This window comes from Pseudomonas arabinosi (assembly GCF_047758675.1).
GTDB classification, from domain to species: domain Bacteria; phylum Pseudomonadota; class Gammaproteobacteria; order Pseudomonadales; family Pseudomonadaceae; genus Aquipseudomonas; species Aquipseudomonas arabinosi.
In genome coordinates this window covers 4,584,657-4,609,211 of sequence record NZ_CP180480.1, presented here as the reverse complement: position 1 = coordinate 4,609,211, position 24,555 = coordinate 4,584,657, and the positions used below count along the sequence as shown (strand labels likewise).

At 57.7% G+C, this 24,555-nt stretch carries 26 protein-coding genes; 13 read left to right on the top strand and 13 right to left on the bottom strand.

What is annotated here, in order from left to right:
* Positions 1-41 precede the first annotated feature (41 nt).
* The 4 genes from ACMXYJ_RS21440 to ACMXYJ_RS21425 are packed head-to-tail and all read left to right on the top strand — an operon-like array spanning position 42 to position 4,384.
* Positions 42-1,244 (top strand): glycosyltransferase, encoded by a 1,203-nt coding sequence (locus ACMXYJ_RS21440; protein WP_415756803.1) that lies wholly within the window; start codon positions 42-44, stop codon positions 1,242-1,244.
* Positions 1,241-2,428, top strand: coding sequence for a glycosyltransferase family 2 protein (locus ACMXYJ_RS21435; protein WP_415756802.1), 1,188 nt, complete (start codon positions 1,241-1,243; stop codon positions 2,426-2,428). The genes ACMXYJ_RS21440 and ACMXYJ_RS21435 overlap by 4 nt, the downstream gene beginning before the upstream one ends.
* Entirely contained in the window at positions 2,428-3,183 is a 756-nt protein-coding gene (locus ACMXYJ_RS21430; RefSeq protein ID WP_415756801.1) for a WecB/TagA/CpsF family glycosyltransferase, read from the top strand. The genes ACMXYJ_RS21435 and ACMXYJ_RS21430 overlap by 1 nt, the downstream gene beginning before the upstream one ends.
* A 49-nt stretch (positions 3,184-3,232) precedes the next feature.
* Positions 3,233-4,384, top strand: coding sequence for a hypothetical protein (locus tag ACMXYJ_RS21425; RefSeq protein ID WP_415756800.1), 1,152 nt, complete (start codon positions 3,233-3,235; stop codon positions 4,382-4,384).
* Positions 4,385-4,408: 24 nt separating this feature from the next.
* Here the strand turns inward: ACMXYJ_RS21425 and ACMXYJ_RS21420 are convergent, their stop codons facing one another.
* From ACMXYJ_RS21420 to ACMXYJ_RS21395, 6 genes are all read right to left on the bottom strand, one after another.
* Positions 4,409-5,833 carry an undecaprenyl-phosphate glucose phosphotransferase gene (locus ACMXYJ_RS21420; protein WP_415756799.1) on the bottom strand — a complete coding sequence of 475 codons (1,425 nt, stop codon included), beginning with the start codon at positions 5,831-5,833 and terminating at the stop codon, positions 4,409-4,411.
* Between the two features lie 441 nt (positions 5,834-6,274).
* Positions 6,275-7,459, bottom strand: coding sequence for an acetyl-CoA C-acyltransferase family protein (locus ACMXYJ_RS21415; protein WP_415756798.1), 1,185 nt, complete (start codon positions 7,457-7,459; stop codon positions 6,275-6,277).
* 242 nt (positions 7,460-7,701) lie between these two features.
* The gene (locus ACMXYJ_RS21410; RefSeq protein WP_415756797.1) at positions 7,702-9,108 is read right to left on the bottom strand and encodes a heavy metal sensor histidine kinase; all 1,407 of its coding nucleotides are present in this window, start codon (positions 9,106-9,108) and stop codon (positions 7,702-7,704) included.
* On the bottom strand, positions 9,105-9,776 hold the full coding sequence (locus tag ACMXYJ_RS21405; RefSeq protein WP_415756796.1) for a heavy metal response regulator transcription factor: 672 nt from the start codon (positions 9,774-9,776) through the stop codon (positions 9,105-9,107). Before ACMXYJ_RS21405 ends, ACMXYJ_RS21410 begins: the two co-directional genes overlap by 4 nt.
* A gap of 108 nt (positions 9,777-9,884) precedes the next feature.
* Positions 9,885-10,142, bottom strand: a complete 258-nt coding sequence (locus tag ACMXYJ_RS21400; RefSeq protein ID WP_415756795.1) for a DUF2790 domain-containing protein — start codon at positions 10,140-10,142, stop codon at positions 9,885-9,887.
* 135 nt (positions 10,143-10,277) lie between these two features.
* Complete coding sequence (locus tag ACMXYJ_RS21395; protein ID WP_415756794.1) at positions 10,278-11,042, bottom strand: alpha/beta hydrolase; 765 nt, start codon at positions 11,040-11,042, stop codon at positions 10,278-10,280.
* A gap of 220 nt (positions 11,043-11,262) precedes the next feature.
* Here ACMXYJ_RS21395 and ACMXYJ_RS21390 point away from each other — a divergent pair, with 220 nt between their 5' ends.
* Complete coding sequence (locus ACMXYJ_RS21390) at positions 11,263-11,484, top strand: hypothetical protein (RefSeq protein ID WP_056743460.1); 222 nt, start codon at positions 11,263-11,265, stop codon at positions 11,482-11,484.
* Between the two features lie 17 nt (positions 11,485-11,501).
* Here ACMXYJ_RS21390 and ACMXYJ_RS21385 read toward each other — a convergent pair whose 3' ends face one another.
* Positions 11,502-12,404, bottom strand: coding sequence for a LysR substrate-binding domain-containing protein (locus ACMXYJ_RS21385; RefSeq protein ID WP_415756793.1), 903 nt, complete (start codon positions 12,402-12,404; stop codon positions 11,502-11,504).
* Between the two features lie 149 nt (positions 12,405-12,553).
* Here ACMXYJ_RS21385 and ACMXYJ_RS21380 point away from each other — a divergent pair, with 149 nt between their 5' ends.
* A complete protein-coding gene (locus ACMXYJ_RS21380; protein ID WP_415756792.1) occupies positions 12,554-13,855 on the top strand; it encodes an NAD(P)/FAD-dependent oxidoreductase in 1,302 nt (433 codons plus the stop codon).
* 51 nt (positions 13,856-13,906) lie between these two features.
* Positions 13,907-14,995 (top strand): polyamine ABC transporter substrate-binding protein, encoded by a 1,089-nt coding sequence (locus ACMXYJ_RS21375; protein ID WP_415756791.1) that lies wholly within the window; start codon positions 13,907-13,909, stop codon positions 14,993-14,995.
* 3 nt (positions 14,996-14,998) lie between these two features.
* Here ACMXYJ_RS21375 and ACMXYJ_RS21370 read toward each other — a convergent pair whose 3' ends face one another.
* Together ACMXYJ_RS21370 and ACMXYJ_RS21365 are read right to left on the bottom strand one after the other, a co-directional pair.
* Positions 14,999-15,511 carry a DUF6644 family protein gene (locus tag ACMXYJ_RS21370; RefSeq protein WP_415760777.1) on the bottom strand — a complete coding sequence of 171 codons (513 nt, stop codon included), beginning with the start codon at positions 15,509-15,511 and terminating at the stop codon, positions 14,999-15,001.
* Positions 15,511-15,861 (bottom strand): DUF6152 family protein, encoded by a 351-nt coding sequence (locus ACMXYJ_RS21365; protein ID WP_415756790.1) that lies wholly within the window; start codon positions 15,859-15,861, stop codon positions 15,511-15,513. Before ACMXYJ_RS21365 ends, ACMXYJ_RS21370 begins: the two co-directional genes overlap by 1 nt.
* Before the next feature lie 308 nt (positions 15,862-16,169).
* Between ACMXYJ_RS21365 and ACMXYJ_RS21360 the strand changes: the two genes are divergently transcribed.
* From ACMXYJ_RS21360 to ACMXYJ_RS21350, 3 genes are read left to right on the top strand one after another with little or no spacing between them, the layout of a single operon-like run.
* A complete protein-coding gene (locus tag ACMXYJ_RS21360) occupies positions 16,170-17,141 on the top strand; it encodes a tripartite tricarboxylate transporter substrate binding protein (RefSeq protein WP_403137872.1) in 972 nt (323 codons plus the stop codon).
* A complete protein-coding gene (locus ACMXYJ_RS21355) occupies positions 17,138-17,632 on the top strand; it encodes a tripartite tricarboxylate transporter TctB family protein (RefSeq protein ID WP_415756789.1) in 495 nt (164 codons plus the stop codon). Before ACMXYJ_RS21360 ends, ACMXYJ_RS21355 begins: the two co-directional genes overlap by 4 nt.
* A gap of 24 nt (positions 17,633-17,656) precedes the next feature.
* Complete coding sequence (locus ACMXYJ_RS21350) at positions 17,657-19,165, top strand: tripartite tricarboxylate transporter permease (RefSeq protein ID WP_415756788.1); 1,509 nt, start codon at positions 17,657-17,659, stop codon at positions 19,163-19,165.
* 703 nt (positions 19,166-19,868) lie between these two features.
* Here ACMXYJ_RS21350 and ACMXYJ_RS21345 read toward each other — a convergent pair.
* The 4 genes from ACMXYJ_RS21345 to ACMXYJ_RS21330 form a co-directional block, all read right to left on the bottom strand.
* Positions 19,869-20,288: an organic hydroperoxide resistance protein gene (locus tag ACMXYJ_RS21345; protein WP_415756787.1), complete on the bottom strand. Its 420-nt coding sequence runs from the start codon at positions 20,286-20,288 to the stop codon at positions 19,869-19,871.
* Between the two features lie 235 nt (positions 20,289-20,523).
* The gene (gene msrA, locus ACMXYJ_RS21340) at positions 20,524-21,030 is read right to left on the bottom strand and encodes a peptide-methionine (S)-S-oxide reductase MsrA (RefSeq protein WP_415756786.1); all 507 of its coding nucleotides are present in this window, start codon (positions 21,028-21,030) and stop codon (positions 20,524-20,526) included.
* 79 nt (positions 21,031-21,109) lie between these two features.
* Positions 21,110-21,511: a GFA family protein gene (locus tag ACMXYJ_RS21335; RefSeq protein ID WP_415756785.1), complete on the bottom strand. Its 402-nt coding sequence runs from the start codon at positions 21,509-21,511 to the stop codon at positions 21,110-21,112.
* A gap of 157 nt (positions 21,512-21,668) precedes the next feature.
* Positions 21,669-22,100, bottom strand: a complete 432-nt coding sequence (locus ACMXYJ_RS21330; protein WP_415756784.1) for a nuclear transport factor 2 family protein — start codon at positions 22,098-22,100, stop codon at positions 21,669-21,671.
* Between the two features lie 277 nt (positions 22,101-22,377).
* Between ACMXYJ_RS21330 and ACMXYJ_RS21325 the strand changes: the two genes are divergently transcribed.
* Genes ACMXYJ_RS21325 through ACMXYJ_RS21315 form a run of 3 tightly spaced genes read left to right on the top strand, consistent with a single transcriptional unit; the run spans position 22,378 to position 24,540 of the window.
* Positions 22,378-23,010 carry a CDP-alcohol phosphatidyltransferase family protein gene (locus ACMXYJ_RS21325; RefSeq protein WP_415756783.1) on the top strand — a complete coding sequence of 211 codons (633 nt, stop codon included), beginning with the start codon at positions 22,378-22,380 and terminating at the stop codon, positions 23,008-23,010.
* Entirely contained in the window at positions 22,997-23,596 is a 600-nt protein-coding gene (locus ACMXYJ_RS21320; RefSeq protein WP_046049021.1) for a lysophospholipid acyltransferase family protein, read from the top strand. Before ACMXYJ_RS21325 ends, ACMXYJ_RS21320 begins: the two co-directional genes overlap by 14 nt.
* The gene (locus tag ACMXYJ_RS21315) at positions 23,593-24,540 is read left to right on the top strand and encodes a phosphatidate cytidylyltransferase (protein ID WP_056745391.1); all 948 of its coding nucleotides are present in this window, start codon (positions 23,593-23,595) and stop codon (positions 24,538-24,540) included. Before ACMXYJ_RS21320 ends, ACMXYJ_RS21315 begins: the two co-directional genes overlap by 4 nt.
* Positions 24,541-24,555 lie beyond the last annotated feature (15 nt).

Below are 24,555 nucleotides of genomic sequence, written 5' to 3'. Positions count from 1 at the left end.
GCAGTAATAATCCACCGCAACGACAACTAAGTCTGGTTCCTATGCGTATCGCTTATTTCATCAATCAATACCCCAAAGTCAGCCATAGCTTCATTCGTCGCGAGATTTTGGCGTTGGAACGACAGGGTTTTGTGGTGCAGCGCATTGCCCTGCGTGGCTGGGATGCCGAATTGGTGGATGCCGAGGACGTGTCCGAACGCGATAAAACCCAGTATGTGCTGCAGGGCGGAGTCAAAGAGCTGTTAGTGCCTGTGCTTCAAGTGTTGCGCGCCCAGCCGCGACGTTTTTTTTCGGCACTGTGGCTGGCGCTACGAATGGGCCGGCGTGCCGATCGCCCCTGGCCCTATCATTTGGTTTATTTGTCCGAGGCGTGTCGCGTGCTGTTGTGGTTGCAGGTGTTCGGTGCCGAGCATGTGCATGCGCATTTTGGCACCAACTCAACCGAGGTGGTGATGCTGGCGAATGCCCTCGGTGGGCCGGCGTACAGTTTTACCGTGCACGGGCCGGAAGAGTTCGACAAACCGCAGTTTATTCATTTGGGTGAGAAAGTTCGGCGCGCTGCCTTTGTCGCTGCTATCAGTTCTTATGGGCGCAGCCAGCTGTTTCGCTGGGTGGCTCATGCGCACTGGCCAAGGGTAAAGGTGGTGCACTGTGGGCTGGAGCGGGCGTTTCACAATGTGCCGGCCGTTGCCGTGCCATCCACGCCGCGGTTGGTGTGTGTAGGTCGTTTGTGTGAGCAGAAGGGTCAGCTGTTGTTGCTTGAAGCCGCCCGCATCCTGGCTGCTCAAGGTGTGGAGTTCGAAATAGTACTGGCCGGCGATGGAGAAATGCGCGCGGAAATCGAAACCCTGATTGCACGACATGGCTTGCAGGCGCGGGTGCGAATTACCGGCTGGATCAGCAGCGAACAGGTGCGGGCGGAAATTCTGGCGGCGCGGGCCTTGGTGTTGCCGAGCTTCGCCGAGGGATTGCCGGTGGTCATCATGGAAGCCATGGCGTTACGCCGACCCGTACTGACGAGCTATGTGGCGGGCATTCCCGAGTTAGTGCGACAGGGTGAGAACGGTTGGTTGTTTCCCGCTGGAGCGGTGGATGAGTTGGTGGCGGCGTTGGCGGACTGCCTCGCGCAACCTGTCGAGGTGTTGCAGCGGATGGGCGAGGCGGCTTATCAGCGAGTGCTGGAGCGACACGACATCGATACCGAAGCGGCCAAGTTGGCTAATTTGTTTAGGGCGCAAGCATGATCACATTACTTGGTTGGCTGTTCAGCTCCCTGCTGATACTCATCCTTCTGCCGGTGTTGGTGCTGTTTGTGCAAGTACTGATGGCCTGTCTGCCTGCACGGTCGCGCTTGTCGGTGCAAGGATCGCGACCGCGGGTGGCGGTGTTGATACCGGCACACAATGAATCCTCGATCATCTTCGCGACATTAAATAGCATTCGGCCGCAGTTGCTTTTGGGTGATCGCCTATTGGTGGTGGCGGACAACTGTTCTGACGACACGGCCGCGCTGGCCCGCACGGCGGGCGCCGAGGTGGTGGAGCGCAGCAATGATCAGCAGCGTGGCAAGGGTTATGCGCTGGACTGCGGGGTGCGTCATTTGGCGAGCGATGCGCCGGACGTCATGATTGTTATCGATGCGGATTGCCAGGTGGCCGAGGGTTCTATTGAGCGTTTGGCAATCTGCTGCATCGACTCAGGGCGGCCAGCGCAAGCCCTTAATTTAATGCTTGCTCCAGCAGGTTCCGGGCTGAAAGTGCGGCTTGCCGAGTTTGCCTGGTGTGTGAAGAATCGGGTACGGCCGCAGGGTTGGACCCGGCTTGGTTTACCCTGTCAGTTAATGGGCACGGGAATGGCTTTCGTCTGGCGGGATCTGACGTTGATCAATTTGGCCAGTGGCCACATCGTTGAAGATTTGAAGATGGGCCTGGATTTATGCCGAAGCGGCAAGCCGCCTGTGTTCTGCCCCAATGCTCTGGTAACCAGTTACTTTCCGCGCAGCGATGAAGGCTTAACGACCCAGCGTACGCGCTGGGAGCATGGTCATTTAGGGGTGATTCTCGGGGATACGCCAAAGTTGCTGGTGGAGTCGATTGGCCAGCGTAACGGGAGTCTGCTGGCGATGACGCTGGATTTGATGGTCCCTCCATTGGCCTTGTTGACGTTGGCCTTGGCGGCGGCATTTGGTCTGTCATGGTTGGTATTTATGCTGTCCGGAGCCTTGGCGCCAGCATTGATCGCTACTTCCGGGGTGGCAATATTGGGTGTGGCTATCTTGCTGGCATGGAGCCAATTTGGTCGCGGAATTATTTCTTTTTCAGGCTTGTTGTATGCGCCGTTCTACGCGCTGAAGAAAATCCCTCTGTATCTCGGATTTTTGCTTAAGCGCCAGGTTGAATGGGTGCGTTCGAAGCGAGATGACAGCTAATGCGGGCTTTATCCTGGCAGCACAGCTGGCAAACGATTACCCGGAAACTCAGGGTGGTCAGCGATGTTGATGACGAGCAAGCCTTGATTGATGCGTTATCCAGACCTGACGTGACGACAGTGCTCGGGTTCGCCAATGCCCATGCCATGAATCTGGTGGCGGCCAATACCGACTACTTTAACGCGCTGCTGGCTGCTGACGTGTTATTACGGGACGGCTCCGGCATGGCCATCCTGTTTCGTCGACTCGGCCTGGAGCCGGGGCTAAACATGAATGGCACCGATTTCATTCCCAAGTTGCTGGACGCGTTCAAGGGTCGGCGCGTGGCTTTCTGGGGTACTGAAGAGCCCTTTTTAGCCAACGCGGTGCAGCGTAGCGAAGCGCTATTTGCGGCCAATGTAGTCTCTGCTCACCATGGTTTCGCGCCGGTGGATACTTACATAAACCTTGCCCGGCAGTTTCAGCCGGAACTGGTTGTGTTGGGTATGGGCATGCCCAAGCAAGAAGCCGTTGCTGCCAGGTTAGCGGACAGCGGCGTGCCCTGTCTGGTCGTGTGCGGAGGGGCGATTCTGGATTTTCTCGGCGGCAAGGTGACTCGTGCTCCTCAATGGGTGCGTCGACTCGGTTGTGAGTGGGTGTTCAGGCTGATAGGTGAGCCAAAGCGATTATTCAGACGTTATGTGGTGGGTAATCCGATGTTCCTGTTGCGCACATTGATCTACAGGGATAAAGGCAAGGTGACGTGTTCAAAGTAGATGGTTTGTAAACCCAAATACCCCTTCCTTGAATTGTGCTAATAACCAAATGAAAAAATACATAGCAGAGTCGATACGCAAGTTCATATCGCCTTCGATGCGATTTGAGCTAAGGAAAACGGCTGCCTGGCTGCGGGATATTCTTGGACGAGCCTGTTTTTGGCGTTGGGAAATTGTCAGGTTCAGACTGCGGGAAGACAGCCTTCACGACATTCTCTATGTGGGCAGGAAAACACAGCGGGATTTTGTGAAGGTTCTACTGGGCGCTGAATCTCAAGCGGTTGATAGTCAGTTGAAGTTGGCCACGTCAGACCGGACGGTGTGGGTCAGTGAAATGCCGACCTTGGGTGCATTGTATGTGCCTCAATATTTGAGTGCTGTCGTTCCGCTGAGCAGGTCAATTGAGGATATTACGGCCCGATACAATACCGAGTTACGTCGAAATCTGCGCAAAAACCGGCTGCGCTATCGTATGAAACAGGCCTTGAACGATGACGAAATTGAAATCGCAGATCGGGAAATGCTTAAGCCCTATGCCAGAGCAAGGCATGGAGCATCCGCCTCTCAAATTGAATCGCATGAGGTTCAAAGGGTGGCAAAAAATGCCGGGCGACTCGATCTGGTATTACTGGAGGATGAAATTGTTGCATGCCATCTTGGGTGCGTCATTACCCGGGCAGGAAAACGCTACTGGAGCACGATCCGTTTCGGCTATCCCGATGTTGTATTTTCAGATGCCAAGAAGTTACGTGAAATCAACTCGATTACCACGTTCATGGCGCTTGAATGGGCGATAGAAAATGGTTTTGACTATTACGATATCGGCACTTGCCTGGCACGCCCGGACGATGGACTTCTTGAGTGGAAGAGAAGGCGTGGTGGTGATGTTGATACGCTGGGCAATCACGGCTATTTGTTTGTTCGACTGCCCAAGGTGGGCGCAGCGCAATTTCTTTGGGAGACGCCTCTGTTTGCTGTCGAAGGCAAGCAGTTGACACTTCATCTTGGGTTGCCGGAAGGTCCGAGTGACGAGGAAGTCGCTAATCGATATCGCGAAATGGGTTTTGGCGGCCTTTTCAAAATATACCTCCATTGTTCCAGGGAGCCGGGAGAAGCGCTTCTCGACACCTTGCGCAGTCGCTACGCTCATCTGAAGTCACCGCCGGTCCTGGAAAGTGTCGTAGCGCTAAACAGGCCTTGAGATCGTCCAGACACTCAGGACTGGCTAGTAGGCATGCTTGCCGGAGAAGGCAAACACCGTTCGAACAAGAATGACGAAATCGAGCCATAGCGACCAGTTGTTGATGTACTCGATGTCCGAGTCAACACGCCGAATCATCTGATCTATATCCTTCGTTTCACCACGATAGCCGCGTACCTGAGCCAGTCCTGTGATGCCCGGTTTAATGTTGTGACGCGCAAAGTAGCCCGAGACATCGGGCGAGTACTGCACATCGTGTTGAATAGCGTGCGGGCGAGGCCCCACCAGAGACATTTCCCCCATCAACACGTTGAACAACTGCGGTAACTCATCGAGGCTGGTCCGCCGAATAAAGGCGCCAACCCTGGTCATGCGCGGGTCATTCTTTTGCGCCTGCTTGACGATGCCGTCTTCCGGCTGATGGACGACCATGCTTCTGAATTTCCAGATCCGAAAAGCTTCTCCACTCCACCCCATACGCTGCTGACGAAAGAATATGGGGCCAGGGCTATCGAGCTTGATGGCAATGGCGACGGCTACCAGGACTGGCGCTGCAAGAACCAAAATCAGAAAGGCCAGGACTTTGTCCTCAAGGTTCTTCAGAAACAGACGCATCCCCATCAGCGGAGTTTCAGACAAGGTCAGCACGGGAATGCCGGCGATTTCACGAACACTGTGGTTGATCAGGCGCAACGAGAAAATGTCAGGCACCCAGTTAACAGAGATGTGTTTATCGAACAGCCTTAAATAAACATCCTGGATGACCTCTGAGCCACCCAGAGGGGTCACGAAATAGACGGTACGAATGGCGTGTTTAACAACTAGCTCATCAAGGTCGGAGATATCGCCCAGTATCGACAGACGTTGCGCGCCTTCCAGACTTTCCTTTCCCCGATCATCGTCCGCGCCAATCAACACACAGCCGACTATGCGCTCACCCAGCCAGGGATTATTGCTGATTTTCTTGTGAAGATAGCTGGCCAGTTCGCCCGAGCCAATGATGAGCGAGTTTTCCAATTGAGTCGGGTGGGCCAAAAACTTCTTTTGCATCTCGCGTGTCGCGAGGTGCAAAAGCAACTGAGCAAAATATCCAACGACAAATAACTGCCCGACCAATAAACGCGAGTATTGTTCGCTTTGCTTGGTAAGAAAGGCCATGGCAACGAGAAAGCCAAACGTGGCAGTCCACGCTTTCAAAAGCTTGAAGGCTTTGACGGTAAAAACAACATTGCTGCGGTAAATCGCATAGTGGTCGTACACGACGGCCAAAGCCCCCAGCAGCAACAGGAGCAGGATGACATAGGACTGCGTTATGAAGCCGATATGATAATTGATCAAAAACCATGCAACACCGGTCACCGCAACACAATCGAGACCAGCCTGAATAACGATACTGGTACTGCTTCTTCGCTGGAGCACGGAACGGGTACTGTTGGGCTCAAATATCATATTTAGACCTCATGTCTGCTGCCCCTCGCGCTCGATGATGACGCGATTCAGTTCATGCTGCCCTCGCTTGAGAGCGTTGGCGTCACCGTGATTAGCCACCCACCTTCGAAAATGCAGGCTTTGGGAGCATGTGGCGACGCGTGCTATCACTTTAGCAGCACTGTGAAATCATTCACTGAATCTGCGTAGTTGTGAGTAGTTTAGTAGAACCTCCGGGCTTGAAATAATGAAGTCCATCGGGATACCGACCGGCCGACAGCGGGGCCGTCCGCGGTGTCTGCAGCAAGGTCGTGCCGGGTCGGCAATCGGGTAGGGGGCGCGAGTTTGGTCGCGCAGTGATCGAGGCTTACACCGAGCTGAAGTCGGAGTGCATTGCGCACAGATTCCATCGCGGTAAAACGAGACGGCGCCCGTAATGGGCGCCGTCTTCGTTTGGGCCGATCAGACGCGTTCGAACAACACGGCGATGCCTTGGCCGCCGCCGATGCACATGGTTGCCAGGGCATAACGGCCCTGAACACGGTGCAGTTCGTGAATGGCTTTGGTGGCGATAATCGCACCGGTCGCACCCACCGGGTGGCCCAGAGAAATCCCCGAACCGTTCGGGTTGACCTTTTCCGGGTCGAAGCCCAGTTCCTGCGCCACGGCACACGCCTGGGCCGCGAATGCTTCGTTGGACTCGATGACATCCAGGTCGGCGACGGTCAGGCCGGCGCGTTTGAGGACCAAGCGGGTGGCGGGAATCGGTCCCAACCCCATCAGCTCTGGTTCCACACCGGCGTGGGCATAACCGACCAGTCGGGCGATGGGCTTGAGGCCTTGGTCGAGAACCATCTGACCCGTGGCCATGATCAGTGCACCGGCACCGTCATTGAGGCCCGACGCGTTGCCGGCGGTGACGCTGCCGTCTTTTTTGAAGGCCGGTTTCATCTTGGCCAATTGCTCGGCATTGACTTCGGCGCGGACATGCTCGTCCGTCGCAAACGTCACGGTACCTTTGCGGGACGCCACTTCGATCGGCACGATCTGGTCGGTGAATCGCCCTTCAGCAATCGCCCGGACTGCGCGTTGCTGACTGAGCAGCGCCAACTCATCCTGAGCCTGACGAGTGATGCCATAGCGCTCGGCGATGTTTTCCGCAGTAATGCCCATGTGGAAACCGCCAAACGGGTCTTGCAGAGCGCCGAGCACGTAGTCGATCGCTTGCATATCACCCATGCGTGCGCCCCAGCGCGCCTGCGGCAAGATATAGGCCCCGCGGCTCATGGACTCGACGCCACCCGCCAGCGCAGCGCCGGCATCCCCCAACATCAAACTTTGTGCTGCGCTGACAATGGCCTGCAAACCAGAACCGCAGAGGCGGTTGACGTTGAAAGCGGGCGTCTCTTTCGGCAGGCCGGCATTCATTGCCACGGCACGAGAGATGTAGGCGTCACGGGCTTCCGTCGGGATCACATGACCCATCACCACGTGACCGATGTGTTCAGGCGCCAGCCCCGAACGCTCAATGGCGGCGCGGCAAACGTCAGTGGCCAGTTGGATAGGTGGCACATCTTTGAGCGAGCCGCCAAAGGTGCCGATGGCGGAGCGGACGGCGCTGATAACAAAAATGTCGGATGGGTTCATGCGGGTTCCCCTGGATTCGATTGCGTTTCAGTATTTTTATTGGGGGCGAGTCTAGAGTCGGCAACGTTATTTGGCCTATGCCGAAATTGCTCAAGGGCGCTGGTGTTTTTTGCCATTTCAATTGAAGTAGATATTAGATCCACTTGAGCAGATCGAAAGCGCGAAAGAGGTAAAAACCCGAAGTGCGCCCCCTCGCCACAATTGTGGCTGTACCTGAATCGCGCTCAGTGGGTGCCGGGACCTTATTCGTCCTGTTGCCGCGCCGGAAAAAACAACTCGAAGCAGGTAATGCCGTCGCTACTGCTGACACTGTAAGCCCCATTGTGCAGCTGCATGATCGTCGCCACGATCGACAGGCCCAGGCCGTTGGAGTGCGCCGAGCGTTCGCGGGATTCGTCGACGCGGTAGAAGCGCTCGAACAGTCTGGGCAAGTGTTCGGCGGGGATGGTCTGGCCGTGGTTGCGCACTTGCAGTCGGGTGCCGTCGGCCGCAGGTGTGGCGCGGATGAACAGCTCGGAGTCAGGCGCGCCGTATTTGATCGCGTTGGCGCAAAGGTTGGCCAGGGCGCGGCGTAGCAACATCGGTTCGGCCCAGATCACTCCGCTGCCCTGGGCATCAATGCTGATCCCGACATCCGCCGCCAGCCCTTCGAAATAGTCGGCCATGCGTTCCATTTCTTCTGCAGCATCCAGTTCCTGCCGTTGGCGCAAAGCACTGGCCGGGTCGGTGCGGGCCAGAAACAGCATGTTGTCGAGCATCCGCGCCAGTCGCTCCAGCTCTTCGACGTTGGAGGCGAGCAGTTGCTGATAGGCTTCGATGCTGCGGTTTTGCTGCAGGGCGACCTGGGTTTCGCCGAGCAGGTTGTTGATCGGCGTGCGCAGTTCGTGGGCCATGTCGGTCGACACCTGACCCAGTTGTACGAAGCCCTTGCCGAGGCGGTCGAGCATCGCGTTGAACGCTTCGATCATCGGCAGCAGTTCCCGCGGTGCGCCCTGACTGTCGAGGCGCTCGGTGAGGTTGCCGACGCCGATGCCTTGGGCGTGTCGGGCCAGGCGTCGCACGGGCAAGAGCCCGCGATGCACCAGCAGGTAGCCGGACAGCGCCAGTAGAATCGCCGCCACGCTGGCGAAGAGGTACACGTTGAGTCGGTAGCGGGCGAGGACCGCGGTGCGCTCGGTCATCAGGCGCCCGGTGACCACTTGCAGGCTGCCCAGGTCGCCGGAGTCGATGGTCGCCGCCAGCGCCGCGAAGGGCACGCCGTCCACACTCGGGTAATGCTGCACGTCGGCCAGCGCCAACGGATGGTCCATGGCCACCGGTGCCAGCGACGGCACGGCGAGGTTTCCCGGGTTGACCACCAGCAACGGTTTTTGTCCGGGGGCGCCGATGGTCAGCAGCGCCTCGCGATTGCCGAGCATGTTCTGGAACAGCGCCGGTTTGGTCTTGATCAGGTCCAGGGTGTTGCTGTCGTTGAGGAAGGTGCGCAGTTGATCGATGCGGTTGACCAGGGCGGCGTCGTCGCGACGGATCAGTTCGCGCTCAAGGTCTCGGTACAACGCCACACCCAGCAGGGTCAGCGAGACAAAGGCGAGCAAGGCAAACATCAGGGCCAGGCGCAGCGTTAATGAGTGGCGAAGGCGGGAAGTCATGGTTGCGTATCGAAGCGGTAGCCGATACCGCGCACGCTGTGAATCAACTTGAGTTGGAACGGGTCGTCGATTTTCAGCCGCAGGCGCCGCACCGCGACATCCACGACGTTGGTGTCACTGTCGAAATTCATGTCCCAGACTCGCGAAGCGATCATCGAGCGCGACAGAACCTGGCCTTGGTGCGTGGCGAACAGATGCAGCAGGGCGAACTCCTTGTTGGTCAGGGTGATCCGCACGCCGGCACGGGTGATGCGGCGTTTGAGCACGTCGATTTGCAGGTCGGCGACTTGCAGCTGTTCTTCTTCCCGGGTGGGTCCGCGCCGGGTCAGGGTGCGCAGGCGCGCCACCAGTTCGGCGAAGGAAAACGGTTTGATCAGGTAATCGTCGGCGCCCAGTTCCAGGCCCTTGATGCGGTCGGCGATGTCATCGCGGGCCGTGAGAAACAGCACCGGGGTGTCGGCTTCCTTGCGCAAGCGGCGCAGGACTTCCCAGCCATCCATTTTCGGCATCATGACGTCCAGCACAATGACGTCGTAATCGTGCTCCAGGGCCAGGTGCAAGCCATCGACGCCATCGCGGGCCAGGCTGACGGAGTAGCCGAGTTCCTGCAGGCCATTGAGCAGGTAGTTACCGGCCTTGGGTTCGTCTTCGACTACGAGGATGTTCATGGGATCTGCCTGGTTCGGTGTCAGCAACATATATGTCGCGGCGGCGGGCTACAGAGGTCTGCCAGTGGCGCCAGTGTAGCCCGATCCTCTGTGAGTACAGGCGTCTGATCAGTTACCACCAAGGCAATCCATGCCCTGTACCTGGTAATCCAGCACGTGCTTGCGACCCTGATGGTCGAGGTAAATCAGCTGCGCGGGAACGATGCCGCAATCTTGCGTGATGATGTTGCTGGACAGGTCTTTGGCGATATCCAGGTGGACGAAGAAACCGGTCTTGTCGTGGATGACAGGTTCGGCGGTCTGGGTATCGGCAAACGCCGAACCGGTGGCGAGGAGAGCAGCAAAACCGAGGACTGACATTTTCATGATGATTCCCTCTATTCAGAGGCGGATTGGCTGCCGACGGGTTGCCTGGCAGTGAATTCAGATTAACCAGGCGATCCGCACAGCCGACCCACAGTTGAATGACAATTCTGTAATGAAACGGCGCCGACGTTACGGTTAGCGACCGGCGGCTTCGAGGATCAGGTCAGCGATTTCTTTGGAATGCGAGACCAAAGACAGGTGGCTTGACGGCAGCTCGATGGTGGTCGCGTTCATGCGTTTGGCGAGGAAGCGTTCCAGGTCCGGGTTGATGGTTTGATCGAGGCTGGAGACCGCGTACCAGGACGGTTTGGTGTGCCAGGCGGCAGCGGTGGTGCGGTCGGTGAACAGGGTTTTGGCGATCGGTTGCTGGACGGCAAACAGTTCCATCGCCTTGTCGTGGGGCACGTCACTGGCGAAGTACTTGAGGAAGGCGTCTTGCTTCAGGCTGATGAAACCATCGTGTTCCTCGGTGCCGGCGCGCACGGGCATGGTCGGGTACTTGGCCGACAGCGCGACGAAGTCCTCGCCCGCGTCCGGTGCCCGGGCTGCAACGTAAACCAGCGAGCTGACCTTCGGATTGACCCCGGCTTCACTGATCACGGTGCCGGCGTAGGAGTGGCCGACCAGCACGGTCGGGCCGTCTTGTTGATCGAGCACCCGTTGGGTGGCGGCAACGTCGTCGGCGACCGAGGTCAACGGGTTTTGCACCGCCGTGACGTGCAAGCCGGCGGCCTGCAACCGGGTGATCACGTCCGACCAGCTCGAGCCATCGGCCCAGGAACCGTGCACCAGCACGACGTTGTTGGCCTTGACCGGCGCGATGTTGCTGGCCATGGCGGAACCGGTGCCCAGCATCAACAGGCTGGCGGCGATCAGGCAGAGTTTGCTCAGTGGTTTCATGGTGTCGACCCTTGTCATCATCAGTGGGAGGTGTGTCACCCGCGGTGGGTGACTGACGACGCCACTGTATGAAGCGAGGGTGCTGGCTACGCTGACAACTCAATGACAAGTTTGTAATGCACGGCGCGCCTGTCTTTATGCCTGCCTGCCGTATGTCGGGACCGAGGAACGCCACCCATGAAAAAACTTCAAAACGAAGACTGTCTTTGGGAGTTTGAGCATGAGTGATGATCAAAAGAGCGAAGCCCTGGCGGCCTGGTATCAGCTCCTGAAAGTGCCCGAAATCCGGATGGATGCCGAAGAGCAATATGACGCGTTGCTCAAGGCTGCCGATGAGATGGAGCGAACAGGACTCATCAACAGCGCTGAATGGCGCAGGCTGGTTCAAGAGGCGAGCGCCGCTTTTGCCAATGCGACAGAAGGGCTGGGGCGCGGAACATAGTGGTCAATCCCCGGTGGTCAAATGTCGCCTGCCGGCTGTTCGGCCTGTTGGGTGAACCACTGCATGATCAGCGAACAGGCTGGATGAGCAGCGGCGGAAGGTTGCAGGTTCAAGGCGTAAATGCCGCGGGTCTTCAAGGGGTGGCCGAACGGAACGACGAGCACGCCGCGTTCGAGTGATTCGCCTGCCAGGGTCAGGTCAGTCATGGCGACCCCCAGCCCTCGCGCCGCCGCATCGAGCGCCAACTCGTCGAGGTTGAAGGGGATGTGGCGGTAGTCCTCGAGTGACTGGCCGCCATTGGCTTGCAGCCACCGGAACCAGTCATGCTTGTCCGCCGAGCGATGCAACAGCGGGAAACGCACGAGATCGGCCACCGACTCCAAGGGCTGGGAGGTGCTGCCCAGGCCTGGGGCGCACACCGGCACCAGCGCCTCCTCGAACAACGTCAGGCAGTCAGGATCGCGGGACGGTTCGGGCAGATAGAGGATGTAGGCGTCGCTGTCGATGGCCGGTTCCACCACTTCCGTGGCCACGGTTTCGATCGACAGCGAAACCTGCGGATGACTTCGATAGAACTCACTCAACTTTGGCAGCAACCATCGAACCGCCAGCGACACATGCATGCGTATGCGGAAGGGTCGTTTTTGCGGTGTCAGCCGATCTTCAAGGGTTTTCAGTTGCGTCAGGATACTTCGGGCGGTCGCAAGCACCTGCTCGCCTTCCGGTGTCAGTCGAACACTGCGGCTATTCCTCACGAACATCGGCAAGTCGAAGTGGCTCTCCAACTGCTGGATTTTTCGGCTCACTGCGCTTTGGGTCAGACACAGCTTTTGCGCCGCTTGCGTGAAGCTGCCCGAGCCTGCGACCTCGACCAGCGCCTGCAAGGCCTGGAGAGAAGGAACGTGGTGAATTTTATCCATGCGTTTTTTGAATAGCTCGATGATTTTATAACGTTGGTTGTATCACTACAGGCCTTATAGATTCTAGCTCTAGCCAGCGCCAGCCGGACATACCCATGCGATGACGTCATGCTCGGTGCTGGCAGAACGACAGGCAGACGAGGTGATGCATGACCAATGAATGTGGCTGGATTGCGCTGGCGGGGAGCTCTCCCGCTCGCGATGTTCTCAAAGGCACGCAAAAAGCCGATTGGCTGATTGTCGGTGCCGGTATCACCGGGCTGTGCGCCGCTCACACACTCGCTGAAATGCACCCTCAGGCACGGATCGTGATTGTCGACAGACAACGTGCCGCACAGGGCGCGTCGGCGCGCAATTCGGGCTTCGTGGTGGGGCACGAACATCCGGCCAAGGATGAGCTGATCGGTAACCCGGGGTTCGCCGGTTTTGAAGTCGATACCTCGATTTCCCGTGCCGCCAGTGACGAAGTGCGCCAGCGCATTGCTCGTCTCGGCATCGAGTGTGAGTTCAGGGAGTCGGGCTACTATTTCGCCGTCAACGATCCTGGCAAGTTGACCGATGTCGCGGCCAAACTGGCAACGCTGCGCGCGGTCGGCGCCTTTGCGCATTTTCTGGAAGGTGAACCGCTGAGCAAAAAACTGGGCACCGCGCATTACCGGGCTGCGATCTGGTGCGGCAATGGCAACGCACTGCTGCAACCCGCGAAATATGTTAAGGGCCTGCTGGATACGCTACCGGCCAACGTGACCCTGTTTGAGGACACCGATATCACCGGCCTGGAGCGTTTGGGCAAAGGGTGTATTCGCGCCAATGGCACCGATGGAAGCATCGAGGCCAGGCAAGTCCTGGTGTGCCTGAACGCGTTCATTCCGCGCTCTGGAATAGACGACAGCGGAACGTTCCCGATGGAACTCAGCGCCAGCCTGACACGGCCGCTCAGCGACGCCGAGTTCAAGTCCATCGGCGCGGTTGAGCCTTGGGGCGTGCTGTCCACCCGGCCCTTGGGCGCCACGGTGCGATTGACTCCGGACCGTCGCGTGATGATCCGCAACACCGCGGAATACCGTTCTCGGGATTTATCCGACAGTGAGCTGCTGCATCGTCGCAAACACCATGTGCTCGGCTTGCAACGACGCTTCCCGTTCTTGAGCGAGCAGGACATTCAATACACCTGGACCGGGCACTTGAGCGCCTCACGCACCGGGCAACCGTATTTTTCCAAGGTCGATGAAGGCGTGTTTGCGGTGGCCGGCTGCAATGGTTCGGGCGTCGCACGCGGCACTCTTTGGGGACGCTTGCTCGCCGAACTGGCATCGGGTGCCAGCTCGCCCATCCTCGAATCTGTGATGCGCAGGGCTCAGCCGGGCTGGCTGCCACCGCGCCCCTTGCTCGATATCGGTGCCATGCTTCGAATGCGCGTGGAAGCGGTCAGGGCCAAAACAGAAATCTAGAACACCCGGCGATCAAACAATAAAAACTCATCAAACACTCGGTGATTGAACATGCGCGTCAATAACATTTCCCTGATGGTCGTGCTGGCGACGTTGTCGGCAGCCACTTACGCTGACGAAGTCGTCAATATTTCAAACTGGAACGGCTACATCGCTGACGACACCTTGACCTCATTCACCAAGGAAACAGGGATCAAGGCAACGTACGACATTCACGACAGCAACGAGGTGCTGGAATCCAAGTTGATGACGGGCAATACCGGCTATGACGTGGTGAGCCCTTCGAACCATTTTCTGTCCCGATTGATCAAAGCCGGTGCGGTGCAGAAACTCGACAAAAGCCAGCTGCCCAATTGGAAAAACCTTGACCCGGCGTTGATGAAAAAACTCGAGGTCAATGACCCAGGCAATCAATACGGTTATCCGTACATGTGGGGCACGGCGGGTATTGGCTACAACGTCGAGAAGATCAAGGCGATCTTCGGCAACACCGATGTCACCCATTCCTGGAAACTTTTTTTTGATGAAGACAACATCAAGAAGCTGAGCCAGTGCGGCGTGGCGATTATCGATAACCCTACGCAGATCCTGCCGATCACCCTGAATTACCTGGGGCTGCCACCGCATAGCCACGAGCCGGCGGATTACAAGAAAGCCGAGCAGGCGCTGCTCAAGATCAGACCTTACGTGCAGTATTTCCACGCCTCCAAATACATCAGCGACCTGGCGAACGGCAATGTCTGCGCGGTGATCGGTTTCAATGGCGACATCGTGCAGGCGGCCGCCAGCGCCAAGGAAGCCAACAACGGCATCGACATCGCCTATTCGATCCCTGACGAAGGTTCCACCCTGTGGTTCGACATGGTGGTCATGCCAAAGAGTGCGCCACACGCGAAGAATGGCTACGCCTACATGAACTACCTGCTGACACCTCAGGTCATTGCCAACATCAGCAACAGCATTCATTACGCCAACCCCAACCTGGCGGCGGATCAGTATGTTGTTCCGACCGTGAAGCAGGATCTCGCGATTTACCCGCCGACACGTGTGCTGGATAAGTTGTTTACCGTAGAGGAACTTCCCGCGGCCATCGCACGGTTGACTACTCGCCTGTGGACCAAGTTGAAAACCAACACCTGATGATCAGGTGTACGCCAACAGCCGACCGCAGAGAATGACACTGACCCATAACCCAATCGAAAGCAGCGCCTGGATTTTTGCGATTCCAGGCGCCGCAGTGCCCGTGTTCCACTGAGGGACCGAGCGGTATACCCCGACGTGGAAAAGAGCAGCGTTGAGCCCGGCAGTAGCGATCAGGCATAGCTTCAAGATGAAGATGTCATTCGAGGCGAAGTCATGGGGATGGGCTGAAAACATCATCAGCCCGGCGGGCACGATCAGCAGCAGGGCCAGGATGGACCAGGTCAGGAGGTGGCGAGCCAGGGCCGTCACCGCAATCTCTTTCGACAGCCCGAGCACCCGCAGATCGAACATCACGACAGAGCCGACCAGCACCACAAATCCAATGATGTGAACCACCTCGACCATCGGATACAGCCACAGGTCACCGCGCATGGCCGCCCCAATCGGCAAGTCACCCACCCAGTCCAGCCAGCTGTCCGGACTCGATTCTGCGCTGGTATCGATGGCCTGCATCACCGCAACTCTGTGGTTTTGCCGTCGACCGTGATGCGTTCGGCACGCATTTCATCGGGTTTGTTGCGATTCTGATAGCCGACCACGCTGGCCGTGTTCCCCACACTCAGCATGTCCCGGGAAAGGCCGCGGTTCTCCATGCGCGAGGGCGGTGCCAGGACGACGTTCCAGGTTTTGTCTTGGGTTTTGAGGCGCACGAAGCCGTGTGGATGGGAGTAACCGGATTCTTCTATCGTGCCGTTCAACTGCAGGGGGTTGCTGGAATCGTATTCACTCCAGCCGTGATGCGCGAACGCCGCCGTTGCAGCCAGTAACAGTGACAATCCAATGCTGCCGAGCATGCCTTTCATGACAAGTCTCCTGTTGCAGATCATTGATCAACGTGAGTCCTGACGCGTTTTCACCACAGAGGGTTTTTAGAATAGCCCGACATTTTTCAACGCTGCGCCGAGCAAATGTTTCTGAAGAAGTAGATGTTTGAATATCAATAGCTTGCTTGTCCGGTTCATAGGCGAGTGACGATAGCGAATTGGTTAAATGCTGTCTCCCTAACCATGGCCTACGCTTATTCGCAGGCCAATGTTCATTGAACAGGATTTTTCACCCTGATCGACGTTCACCCGGCACCTATAAAAACAATGCAATCGGGAGACAACTTATGTCCGCTTTGTTCCGTCGATTCAGCCGCTGCATCGCAACAGCCGTTACCGCAGCTGCACTCGCGACACCGGCCTTTGCACTGGACACCGTCAAGTTCATGGCCCCGGGTTCTGTGGGTGGCGGCTATGACCAGACCGCCAGGGTTCTGGGCAAGGCTTTAATCGAGGCCAACACGGCCAAATCCACCACCTTCGAGAACAAGGGCGGAGCAGGGGGGACGTTGGGGCTGGCGCAGTTCGCCAACAGCACCAAGGGCGATCCGAATGCGCTGCTGGTTGTCGGTGCGATCATGGTCACTGCCATTGAACAGAACAAACCGCAAATCACCTTGAAGGACGTAACGCCGATTGCCCGGCTGTTCACCGAATACAACGTGATTGCCGTCCGCAAGGAGTCCGAATTCAAAACCCTGGAGGACTTGCTGAAAGTCTTCAAAGACAAGCCGACCAGTATTTCCTGGGGCGGTGGTTCCAAGGGGTCGATCGATCACATCGGCATTGCCGAGTTGGCCGCGAAAATGGGTGTCCCGGTCAACAAGGTGAATTACGTCGCCTTCGCGGGTGGGGGTGAAGTCGTTGCTCAAGCATTGGGCGGGCAGATCAAGGTGATCACCGGTGGTTATGCCGAGCTTGGCCAATACATCAGGAACGGCCAGTTCCGAGTACTCGCCATCGGCGCGCCCGAACGCATTGAGGGCATCGATGCACCGACCCTGAAAGAGAAAGGCTACGACGTGACCATCGGCAATTGGCGGGGTGTTTACGGTGCCGCGAACCTCACGCCCGAGCAGCGCAAAGAAGTGATCGACGCCGTCGTTGCCGCCACCAATAGCAAAGTCTGGAAAGACAATATCGACACCAACAAATGGTCACCCAACGTCCTGACCGGCGATGAGTTCGGCAAATTCGTCGACGAAGAGCATGTGCGGCTGCGTGCAATGCTGGTCGAGGTCGGGCTGGTTTCGAAATGACTCAGCCTCGCGCAATCGTGCCGGTGCAACTGGCGATCGGCGCCGGAGTGATTGCCATCAGCGCCGTGTTGGCGGTGGGCGCGTTCCGGTTTCCTCCCGAGATGGGCTTCGTCATCCTGGGAGCCCACGTCTATCCGTATGCCGTCGCGGTGTTCCTGGGCGTTGTCGGTCTGTTGCTGTGTTACCAGGCCGTCACCGGCGGTTTTCGCGAGTTGGCAGACCACAGCGACGAAGCTGCCCGAGCGCTGCCCGGCGGCAAATCCGGCGCAGCCTGGGTGACGGCGGGACTGGTGGGGGTGGCCGTGCTGATTAACCTCATCGGCTTCGTATTGGCCGCCGGGCTGCTGTTTGCCTGTTCGGCACGGGGCTTTGGCAGTCGTCGTCCAGTGAAGGACCTCGCTATCGGCATTGCCTTGACCCTGCCGATTTACTGGCTGTTCAACGCCGGGCTAGGGGTTTCCCTGCCGCCCCTTGTCAATGCCTGGATCTGACCCGGGCCGAAGGAGGTAAACAAGGTGGAAACTCTCGCGAACCTGGCCATTGGTTTTTCCGCAGCGCTGACACCGATCAATTTGATGTGGGGTTTTATCGGCTGTTTGCTCGGTACCGCCATTGGCGTCTTGCCGGGTATTGGGCCGGCGCTGACGGTAGCGCTGTTGCTGCCGATTACCGCGAAGGTCGATCCCACGGGTGCCCTGATCATGTTCGCCGGTATCTATTACGGCGCGCAGTTCGGCGGCTCGACCACTTCCATCCTGCTCAATACGCCCGGTGAATCGTCCTCCATGGTCACGGCCCTGGAAGGCAATCTCATGGCGCGCAACGGCCGGGCAGGACCGGCCCTGGCAACGGCTGCGATAGGCTCATTTGTTGCCGGCACCATAGCGACGGTGTTCCTGACGTTGTTTGCCCCTATTGTCGCCACGCTGGCGCTCAAGTTTGGTCCTGCCGAGTATTTCGCGATTCTGGTGCTGTCCTTCACGACGGTGTCTGCGGTACTCGGCGCTTCGATGCTGCGCGGTTTTGTCTCGCTCGGGATTGGATTGACCATCGGCTTGATCGGCCTGGACTCGACCTCGGGCATTGCCCGTTACACCCTGGCGGTGCCGGAGTTGGTGGATGGCATTGAAGTCGTGCTCGTGGCGGTCGGGTTGTTTGCCGTAGGTGAAGCCTTGTACAGCTTGCTGTATCAAAAAGAAGAAGCGTCCGGTCGGCACCGCTTGACCTCGTTGTGGATGACGCGCTCTGACTGGAAACGCTCGGTCCCCGCCTGGCTACGGGGCACGTTGATCGGCTTTCCATTCGGGTCGATTCCGGCCGGTGGCGCTGAAATTCCGACGTTCCTGTCCTATTCGGCGGAACGCAAACTGAGCAAGTACCCGAAAGAGTTTGCGGGCAACAAGGGCGAGGGGGCGATCGAGGGGGTTGCCGGTCCCGAGGCGGCCAACAATGCGAGCGCGACGGGTTCTTTGGTGCCACTGCTGACGCTCGGCATACCGACGTCCGCCACTGCGGCGATTCTGTTGGCCGCGTTCCAGAACTACAACCTGCAGCCGGGGCCGATGCTCTTTCAGACTTCTGGGGAATTGGTCTGGACTCTGGTGGCCTCGCTGTATGTCGGCAACGTGATTCTGCTGGTGCTGAATCTTCCGTTGGTGGGGCTGTGGGTCAAGCTTTTGCAGATTCCCCGGCCGTACCTGAACGCGGGCATTCTGGTGTTTGCCACCATTGGCGTGTACGGCATGCGCCATTCTTCCTTCGATCTTTTGCTGATGTTGGCGATTGGTTGGGGCGGGGTGCTCATGCGTCGTTTCGATTTTCCCGTCGCGCCCGTGATCGTCGGCATGCTGCTGGGGCCTATGGCTGAAAAGCAGCTGCGCAATGCGTTGTCCATCAGCGAGGGGGACTGGCTGGTGTTTGTGACGCAACCGATATCGGCCGCGTTTCTTGCGCTGACGCTGCTGGTGCTGGTGGTTCCGCACCTGCTTCACGCTCGGGGGATCAAGTTGCATGAGGACGATTGAGCGAATTGGCCAGCGCAGCCTGCCGAGCTGTGTTTTGTTTTTTGTGTGTATATCCGTTTCTGCGGTCACGGCGGCTATCGGTTTCGCTTTTACAGCGAGTCACTTGGAAGAGCCCCAAGTAACCAAGGGCTCTTGCCCCTGACGTTCGGTGCCTCGCCTAGGCTCGGCATGCCCTCGCTCCGGTCCTGCTCCGTGGGCCCGCCGCCATCGGCCATCCATGGCCGGGGGCGGCTAACCCGGCATCCATGCCGGGTTGCCCACTGCGCAGAACCTCCACTCGGCCTCTCGAGGGGGCGGTGCATCAAGATCAAAAGCTGCAGGCGAGCTAACGCTCGGCCTGTTGAGTGGTGAGAAGCGTGCGTACACCCCCTCTCCCCGGTAGGAGCTGTCGAGTGAAACGAGGCTGCGATCTTTTGATCTTGCTGTGGCTGTGGCTGTGGCTTTTGATTTTGATTTTGATCTGTTGCCCCTTTCCCAGAGGCCGAACGCAGGCGTTGCGCAGGGGGCACCGCGGCAAGGATGCCGCGGTAGCCGCCCCCGGACATGGATGGCCGATGGCACCGAATGGCGGGGAAGAAGCCCTTGGTTACTTGGGGCTTTTCCAAGTGACTCGCTGTAAAAGCGAAACCGCCAGCCGCCATCACCGCAGAAACGGATATGTACCCCGATCTTAAGTGAACAGCGTCGCACGGAGTGCTTTGGGTTAAACCAGATTGATCGTAACGTCGATGTTGCCACGGGTCGCCTTCGAGTACGGGCATCTCTGGTGGGCGCCATCCACCACCGCCCGAGCGACAGCAGGTTCCAGACCCGGAAGGCTGACATTGAGGCGCGCCTGGAGGAAAAAGGCGTCCTCGGTCTTACCCAGGTCCACTTCGGCATCGACGGCGACGTCGCTCGGCAGGGTCACCTTCAACGCGGCAGCCGCCTTACCCATTGCACCGATGAAACAGGCCGACCAACCTGCAGCCAGCAGCTGTTCGGGATTGGTACCACTCCCTGACGAGCCAGGCGCGGAAAGCTTGACGTCCAAGCGTCCATCGTCGCTTCGCGACTCGCCGTTACGGCCTCCGGTCGTGTGGGTCTTGCCGGTATAAAGCACGGTATCGATTTCATTGATCATGAGGTGGCTCCTGCTGGGGGGGTGGGCTCTTTAGCCTGGGTTCATCGGAGAACACCAGGTGTTCGACGCCACCCACTTTTTCACCTTCATGTACTGCGTATGTGTCCTGATCCGGCGATTGTGTATCGCTGTGTAAGATCGCCGGCAAAAATACACAGCGTTACAAATCTTCCGACCGGGCTGGAAATGACGGTCAAACGGTGGTCCTCCACAACAGGCTGGACCGGCCGAGACATCACGCTCGTTTAGGCAGTTTCCAGTCTGGCCGAATGAAATGGCACGTATAGCCGTTGGGATAGTGTTCGAGGTAGTCCTGATGTTCCGGCTCGGCTTCCCAGAACGGGCCAGCGGGCACGATTTCAGTCACGACCTTGTCGGGCCACAGGCCAGATGCATCAGAGTCGGCCACCGTGTCCTCGGCCACTTGCTTCTGTTCATCGTTGAGATAGAAGAGTGCAGAACGGTAGCTCAAACCCACATCGTTGCCCTGACGATTCTTCGTCGTCGGGTCGTGGATCTGGAAGAAAAACTCGAGGATCTGGCGATAGCTGATCTGGTCCGGATCGAACACGATCTCGATCGCTTCCGCGTGCGTGCCATGGTTGCGGTAGGTCGCATTGGGCACATCGCCGCCCGAGTACCCCACCCGCGTGGAGACTACGCCGGGGTAGCGTCTCAGCAAATCCTGCATGCCCCAGAAGCAGCCACCGGCCAGGATCGCAGTTTCAGTTCGCGTCGCCATAGTACGGTCCCTCCCATCAGTGAATTTGGGATCAGGTATCAATGTACCTCATGTGCTTTCGCTTTTTGGCCGAAAGCGCTCACTCGGTCCTCGGCCACCGATCCTCGATTGCGTACCACGGCGCTTTCGATGCAACGCACGCGTGTTTCTGTTTTTCACTCAGAAACGGCGTATCCAGCGTGCCTATCGCCACTGACATCCAATCTGAATACTCACCTTTGGCATCAGACCAGAACAGCGAAGAGCCGCAGTCGCCACAGAACTGTCGGGCGACGCCTTCAGACGAGTGAAAGGTTTTCAGCGTCTCGCCTCCCGCAATGATCGTAATCGCCGACCTGGGTGCACTTGCATACGTCGCGAACGCTGCCCCGTGGCCCTTGCGGCATTGGCTGCAATGGCAATGGGTAACCGCTTTCAGCTCGGCAGTCACTCGATATTTCACTGCGCCGCACAGGCAACTTCCTTGGTGACGTGCATCCATGTTCATCGTTTCTCAGGGGGCGGTCGCGCCACTGTAGCGGTCTGCCGAGTGGAGTGAAACCCAAGTGTCCGCTCAACCGTCATCGTCTTGCAGTAAAAGGAGAGGGCAGGGGACACCGTAGCCTGGCTAACCGATGTCCCCCTTCGTCACGCAAAAATCAGAACTTGAACGCTTGTCGACCTACCAGGAACCAGTGGCCTTTCTGTTTTTGCCAAATCTGGAAGTTCTCGATTTCAGTCGGAACCACTTCGGTGCCTTTGAGGGCTTGTGCCGAGAAGTGATGGCGGACCAGCGCTACGTCGCCCGATACGGTGATGGTCTGGTTCTGCATTTCCAGGGTTTTGAACGCACTTTTACCGGTTTCGATATCGTCGATGAATGCTTTCTTGTCCTGGATCTTCCCGCTGGAATGCCCGTAGGTCAGGTTCTCGGCGGTCAGCGCTTTCAGCTCGGCAATGTTCTTGTGCAACATGGCCTGCGTCAGATGATCGACGGCTTGCGCAACATCCTTGTCCGCGGAAGCAGGGGCGGCGGCTACGTAGCCACTGAAGAGGCACAAGAATCCAATCAGCAGTTTCACTTTTTTCATGGGTGTTTCCTTGTTGTTATGGGTCGTCGGAGCGAGTGTGAAAATATCACTTATCGGTCATCGTACAACCTAGCATGCAGCCGAGAAAAAAACGAACTGGTGTTGAGGGTTTGTCTCGAGGTTTAAGGTCGGAACGGTGTCCCGAAAAATAAAGGTGAAAACTTTTGGCTGGAAAGCAGGGGTCGTTAACAAAGACTGCAATTGCTGGGTGTAGTCGGCGCAACTCGCCATTACAATGCAACACGTAGTAACTCATCATTTATAGGGATATTGGCTAGTGGATGACAACAGAAGGCCCATCAAGACGCGCTCTGCGGGCTGGGCAAAACGCATCACCGACATTCTGGTGAAAAGAGACATTTCCCCCAATCAGATATCCGTCGCCAGCATCGCCTTCGCGCTTGTCGGCGTCGTGGCGCTCAATATTGATAGCGGTGTCATTGGATCGATCTGCTGCGCGATCGGCATTCAGTTGCGCCTGCTGTGCAACCTCTTCGATGGGATGGTGGCGATAGAGGGCGGCAAGAAGTCCGATATCGGCAGTCTCTACAACGAATTCCCGGACCGGATTGCCGACAGCCTGCTGATCGTCGGGTTGGGGTATGCCATTGGCCAATCCGACCTCGGATGGTTTGCTGCCCTGGCGGCGGCACTGACTGCATATGTCAGGGTGTTCGGCGGCTCGATCGGTCTCAAGCAGACCTTCATCGGCCCTATGGCCAAGCAGCATCGAATGGCCGTGATGACCGCAGGACTGCTACTGAATGCCATCGAAGCTAACGTTTACGGCACTCACTACGTACTGTTGATCGCGCTGGCTGTCATCGCCATTGGCTCAGTCGCAACCTGCGTCACACGAACGCTGGCGATCGCCAAGCAGCTGAAAGGGGCCGACCATGTGGATCAGTAATGCGCTGATTTCTGTTCTTCGACTGCTGATTGGCGTCACGGCCAGGTGGGAGAGCCCGCCGGATCTCACGCGTCAGCGAATCTATTTCGCCAATCACACCAGTCACATGGACACCTTGGCCATCATTGCGGCCCTGCCGCCCGAGGCCAGGTTAAATGTGAAGCCGATCGCCGCTGCCGATTACTGGGGAAAGAACCGGTTTCTGTCGTACATCTCCCAGAAAGGCCTGAACGCGGTGCTGATTGACCGTAAACCGGCGCCCGGTAAAAACGCGCTGGAGCCCATTTTCGATGTGGTGCAGGCGGGTCATTCGATCATCTTCTTTCCGGAAGGCACTCGATCATCCGAGGCGCTGCCGGGGGAATTCAAATCAGGTCTTTTCCGGCTGGCCGAGACCTTTCCCGATGTCGACCTGGTGCCGATCTACCTGGAAAACCTTCATCGCTCCATGCCCAAAGGCAAACACGTCCCTCTGCCGATCATCTGCACGATCCGTATCGGCAATCCGATGGAAAGGATTGCTGGCGAGGACAAACAGGTGTTTCTGGAACGCGCGCGTAACGCCATTGTGGGGCTGTCGAAATGAGTCTTGAAGCAAAGTTTTTGTGGTTCTTTTTTGGATTGGCATGCTTGCTGGCGATTGCTTCGCTGGCCGGTCGATTGCTGGCCCGGCGGGCCAAAACGGAAGGCGCGGTCTCGACCATCGAAAACCTCAATCAGCGCGTGAATGCCTGGTGGGGGATGGTCATCATCTTCTTCGTTTCCTACCTGCTGGGCGGTAATGCAACGGTCGTCCTGTTCGGTTTCATTTCACTGTTCGCGCTCAGGGAGTTCATCACCCTGACACCGACCCGACGAGGTGACCATAACGCCCTGTTTTCGGCGTTTTTCATCCTGATCCCGCTGCAATACATTCTGATCGGTACGCACTGGTATTCGATGTTTACGCTGCTGATTCCGGTGTATTCATTCCTGCTGCTACCGGCGATTGCGGTGCTGAGCCAGGACACTGACGGCTTTCTGGAAAGGACGGCGAAGATCCAGTGGGGCGTGATGATCTGCATTTATTGCATCAGCCATGCGCCCGCACTTTTGCTTTTGGATCTGGAAGGATTCACCGGCCAAAACGCGTTGCTGCTGTTCTATCTGGTGTTCGTCGTTCAGTTGAGTGACGTGTTGCAGTACGTGTTCGGCAAGCTCTTCGGCAAGCACAAAGTTGCGCCGCTGGTGAGTCCGTCAAAAACCGTCGAAGGTCTGGTCGGTGGAGGCCTGTCTGCAACGCTGATTGGCGGCTGCATGTTCTGGATGACCCCCTTCAGCTTCTGGCAGTCACTGATGATGTCGTTCGTCATCGTGGTGATGGGTTTCCTCGGTGGTCTGGTCATGTCGGCGATCAAACGCAGTTTGAGCGCCAAGGACTGGGGAACCATGATCAAAGGACACGGCGGCATGCTCGACCGGATGGACTCGATTTGCTTCGCAGCACCAATCTTCTTTCACCTGACGCGATACTTCTTCTCCGCTGCCTGATTCGGGCGCCTTCAA